Genomic DNA, 4754 nt, shown 5'->3' on the forward strand with positions numbered 1-4754 from the left:
GCTGACGCGCGGGCGGGGTGGTGCGGGGTCAGGCGCCCGCCGTCTGGGACGAGGCCGCGCCGATGGCGTGCAGACCGCCGTCCACGTGGAGGATCTCGCCCGTGGTCGCGGGGAACCAGTCCGACAGCAGCGCCGCGCACGCGCGCGCGGTGGGCTCGCTGTCCTTGATGTCCCAGCCGAGCGGGGCCACATGCGGCCACATCTCCGTCATGCCCTCGAACCCGGGGATGCTCTTGGCCGCCATCGTGGCGAGCGGCCCGGCGGCGACCAGGTTCACCCGGATGCCCTTCGGGCCCAGGTACTTGGCCAGGTAGCGGGCGCACGACTCCAGGCCCGCCTTGGCGACGCCCATCCAGTCGTACACCGGCCACGCCTTGGTGGCGTCGAAGTCCAGGCCGACGACCGAGCCGCCTTCCTTCATCAGCGGCAGGCACGCCATCGTCAGCGACTTCAGCGAGAACGCGGAGGCGTGCACGGCGGTCGCCACGTCCTCCCACTCGGTCTCCAGGAAGTTGCCGCCGAGCGCGTTCTGCGGCGCGAAGGCGATGGCGTGCATGATCCCGTCGATCCGGTCGAAGCCCAGCTCGCGCAGGTTCCCCGCCAGGGCGCCGAGTTGTCCGGCGTCCGTCACGTCCAGCTCCAGCACCGGCGGCGGGGAGTCGGGGCCCGAGGGGAGCCGCTTGGCGGTGCGCGCGGTCAGCGTCGGGCGCGGGTAGGCGGTCAGCACCACCTCGGCGCCCTGCTCCTGCGCGATCCGCGCGACGTGGAAGCCGATGGACGCGTCGGTCAGGACGCCGGTGACCAGGATCCGCTTGCCTTCGAGGATTCCCATGGCCGTCAGTGCCCCATTCCCAGGCCGCCGTCGACGGGGATCACGGCGCCGGTGATGTAGGCGGCGTCCTCGCTCGCCACGAACCGGACGGCCTTGGCGACCTCGTCCGGCCGCGCGATCCGGCCCAGCGGGATCGACGCGGTGATGGCCTTCTGCTGGTCCTCGTTCAGCGCCGCGGTCATGTCGGTGTCGACGAACCCGGGCGCGACCACGTTCACCGTGATGTTGCGGGAGCCGAGTTCGCGGGCGAGGGACCGGGCGAAGCCGACCATGCCCGCCTTGGACGCGGCGTAGTTGGTCTGCCCTGGCGAGCCGAGCAGCCCCACCACCGACGAGACCAGCACGATGCGGCCGCCCCGCTTGCGCATCATGCCCTTCACGCCGCGCTTGGCGACGCGGAACGCGCCCGTCAGGTTCGTGTCGAGGACGGACGTGAACGCCTCCTCGCTCATGATCGCCAGGAGCGTGTCCTTGGTGATCCCGGCGTTGGCGACGACGACCTCGACCGGGCCCTGCTCGGCCTCGACCTTGCCGAAGGCGGCGTCCACGTCCTCGGTGCTCGTCACGTCGCACCGGACGCCGAACAGTCCCTCTGGGGGCTCGCCGGACCGGTAGGTGACGGCGACCGCGTCGCCCGCCGCGGCGAGCTCGCGGGCGATGGCCAGGCCGATGCCCCGGTTACCCCCGGTCACGAGGACTGAGCGACTCATCACGACCCTCTCGTTGTCTGCTGTGGACCGGTTCGGCGGCGGCCGCGCACGGCCCCCGTCCCGCCGTCCCATTGTCGTCCGGCGACGACAGCATGGGACACTAGCGGGCCGCCGCCGCGAATGAGGATGTGCCATCCCGACAAGATCCGCTGACCCGGGTTTGTTCGGGCCGTCCTGCGCGCCCTGCCGGTAGGTTGCCGAAGGTGCATGAAATCGATCCCGCCTTCACCGCGCTGCCGCTGCGCGCGCTGGCCGACGCGGCCCTGAGCCGGGCCCGGGAGCTGGGCGCCGAGCACGCCGACTTCCGCCTGGAGCGCATCCGCAGCCAGACCCTCCGCCTCGCCGACGCCGCCCTGGAGACCTCCCGGGACGCCGACGACCTCGGCCTGTCGGTCCGCGTCGTCAAGGACGGCACCTGGGGCTTCGCCGCCGGCATCGACCTGACGCCCGAGGGGGCCGCGCGCGTCGCGGCGCAGGCCGTCGAGGTCGCCGCCGTCGCCGGCGCCGTCAACCGCGAGCCCATCGAGCTGGCGCCCGAGCCCGTCCACGGCGAGCGGACCTGGGTGTCCTCCTACGAGACCGACCCGTTCGAGGTCCCGACCGGCGACAAGGTGGCGCTGCTGGCCGACTGGAGCCGCCGGCTGCTCGCCGACGACCGCGTCGACCACGTCGACGCCACCCTGCTGCAGGTCAAGGAGAACAAGTTCTTCGCCGACCTCGCCGGGACGGTCACCACCCAGCAGCGCGTCCGCCTCCACCCGGTCGTCGACGCCGTCGGGCTCGCCGACGGCAGGTTCGACACGATGCGCACCCTCGCGCCGCCCGCGGGCCACGGATGGGAGTGGCTGACCGGCGCGCACTGGGACTGGGACGGCGAGCTGGCCCGCATCCCCGAGCTGCTCGCCGAGAAGCTGGCCGCGCCGTCGGTCGAGGCGGGCGTCTACGACGTCGTCATAGACCCGTCCAACCTTTGGTTGACCATCCATGAGTCGATCGGGCACGCCACCGAACTGGACCGGGCGCTCGGCTACGAGGCCGCCTACGCGGGCACCTCGTTCGCCACCCCCGACAAGCTCGGCAGCCTGCGGTACGGGTCCAAGGTCATGAACATCACCGGGGACCGCACCGCCGAGCACGGGCTGGCCACAATCGGCTACGACGACGAGGGCGTCCAGACCCAGTCGTTCGACATCATCACCGGCGGGCTGTTCACCGGCTACCAGACCGACCGGCGCATCGCCCGCCTGACCGGCGCCGACCGCTCCAACGGCTGCGCGTTCGCCGACGCGGCGTCCAGCATGCCGATCCAGCGGATGGCGAACGTCTCGCTCCGGCCGGCCGACGGCGGCCCGTCCACCGACGAGCTCATCTCCGGCGTCGAGCGCGGCGTCTACATCGTCGGCGACAAGAGCTGGTCGATCGACATGCAGCGCTACAACTTCCAGTTCACCGGCCAGCGGTTCTACCGCATCGAGAACGGGCGGCTCGCCGGACAGCTCCGCGACGTGGCCTACCAGGCCACCACCACCGACTTCTGGAACTCCATGGAGGCCGTAGGCGGCCCGCAGACGTACGTGCTCGGCGGCGCGTTCAACTGCGGCAAGGGCCAGCCGGGGCAGGTCGCGCCCGTCAGCCACGGCTGCCCGTCGGCGCTGTTCCGCGGCGTCAACATCCTCAACGCGCTGAAGGAGGCCGGCCAGTGAGCGTCGTCAAGCCGCAGGAGGCCGTCGAGCGGGCCCTGGCCCTGTCGCGCTCGGACGAGTGCGTCGTCATCGCCGAGGAGACCAGCACCGCGAACCTGCGCTGGGCCGGCAACACCCTCACCACCAACGGCGTCACGCGCTCCAACCGGCTGACGGTCATCGCGCTGCGCGGGACCGGGGACGGCGTCGCGGCGGGCGTGGTGTCGCGGGCCGCCGTCGACGCCGGCGGGATCGAGGACCTCGTCCGCGCCGCCGAGGCCGACGCCGCGGGCAACGAGCCCGCCGAGGACGCCGCGCCCCTGGTCTCCGGCGGCCCCGCCGCGGGCTGGGACGACGACCCCGCCGAGACCGGCATCGGGGTGTTCGAGGGCTTCGCGCCCGCGCTCGGCGAGGCGTTCGCCGCCGCGCAGGCCGGCGGCCGGCGCCTGTACGGGTTCGCCAACCACACGCTGACCTCCACGTTCCTCGGCAACTCCGCCGGGCTGCGGCTGCGCCACGACCAGCCGACCGGGCTGGTGGAGCTCAACGCCAAGGGCGCGGGCGGCTCGGCGTGGGCGGGCGTCGGCACCCGCGACTTCACCGACGTGGACGTCGCCGCGCTGACCGGCGACCTCGGCCGGCGCCTGGACTGGGGCGAGCGGCGCGTGGACCTGCCCGCGGGGCGGTACGAGACGATCCTGCCGCCCAGCGCCGTCGCCGACCTGATGATCTACCTGTACTGGTCGGCGGGCGCCCAGGACGCCCAGGACGGCCGGACGGTGTTCAGCGCCCCCGGCGGCGGCACCCGCGTCGGCGAGCGGCTCGCGAGCCTGCCCGTCACGCTGTCCAGCGACCCGTCCGCCGCGGGGCTGGAGTGCGCCCCGTTCGTCATCGCGCACGCCTCCAGCCGCGAGTCGTCGGTGTTCGACAACGGCCTGGCGCTGGGCGCCACCGACTGGATCGCCGACGGCGCGCTCACCTCGCTCACCCAGACCCGCCACTCGGCCGAGCGCACCGGCCTGCCGCTCACCCCGGGCATCGACAACCTCGCGATGAGGGGCCCCGGCGGCGGCGCCTCCCTGGAGGACATGGTCGCCCGCACCGAGCGCGGCCTGCTGCTCACCTGCCTGTGGTACATCCGCGAGGTCGACCCGCAGCGCCTGTTGCTGACCGGCCTCACCCGCGACGGCGTGTACCTCGTCGAGAACGGCGAGGTCGTCGGGGCCGTCAACAACTTCCGGTTCAACGAGAGCCCCGTCGACCTGCTGTCGCGGCTCGCCGAGGTCGGCGGCACGGTCCCGACGCTCCCGCGCGAGTGGTCGGACTACTTCACCCGCGCCGCGATGCCCGCCGTCAGGGTGGGCGACTTCAACATGTCGACGGTCTCTCAGGCGTCCTGACGGCCCCGGAGCGCCCGGCGCCTCCCCCGGGGTGCCGGGCGCCCTGCGGGGCGGCCAGACGCGTCATGACGGCGCCGGACGGCCCTCCGGGCGCGGCGGGGGGCTCCCCCGGCGGGTCACGGCCGGGGCC

General features: G+C 73.5%; 4 protein-coding genes. 2 read left to right on the forward strand and 2 right to left on the reverse strand.

The features are described 5' to 3' along the window. Window positions 1-28 precede the first annotated feature (28 nt). Together fabI and E1298_RS44230 are read right to left on the reverse strand one after the other, a co-directional pair. Complete coding sequence (fabI, locus tag E1298_RS44225) at window positions 29-832, reverse strand: enoyl-ACP reductase FabI (protein ID WP_131903356.1); 804 nt, start codon at window positions 830-832, stop codon at window positions 29-31. 5 nt (window positions 833-837) lie between these two features. Continuing rightward, entirely contained in the window at window positions 838-1542 is a 705-nt protein-coding gene (locus tag E1298_RS44230) for a beta-ketoacyl-ACP reductase (protein ID WP_131903357.1), read from the reverse strand. Window positions 1543-1745: 203 nt separating this feature from the next. On the opposite strand from E1298_RS44230, the gene E1298_RS44235 reads away from it, so the two are divergent. Together E1298_RS44235 and E1298_RS44240 are read left to right on the forward strand one after the other, a co-directional pair. Next, complete coding sequence (locus E1298_RS44235) at window positions 1746-3245, forward strand: TldD/PmbA family protein (RefSeq protein WP_131903358.1); 1500 nt, start codon at window positions 1746-1748, stop codon at window positions 3243-3245. Then, entirely contained in the window at window positions 3242-4624 is a 1383-nt protein-coding gene (locus E1298_RS44240) for a metallopeptidase TldD-related protein (protein WP_131903359.1), read from the forward strand. The genes E1298_RS44235 and E1298_RS44240 overlap by 4 nt, the downstream gene beginning before the upstream one ends. The last annotated feature ends 130 nt before the right edge of the window (window positions 4625-4754 follow it).

Origin of the sequence: Actinomadura rubrisoli (assembly GCF_004349215.1) — a bacterium.
Lineage (GTDB): Bacteria > Actinomycetota > Actinomycetes > Streptosporangiales > Streptosporangiaceae > Spirillospora > Spirillospora rubrisoli.

Excerpts from the sequence above, each read along its gene's own strand:
- fabI (WP_131903356.1), bottom strand. The coding sequence starts at position 832 with ATGGGAATCCTCGAAGGCAAGCGGATCCTGGTCACCGGCGTCCTGACC.
- E1298_RS44230 (WP_131903357.1), bottom strand. The coding sequence starts at position 1,542 with ATGAGTCGCTCAGTCCTCGTGACCGGGGGTAACCGGGGCATCGGCCTG.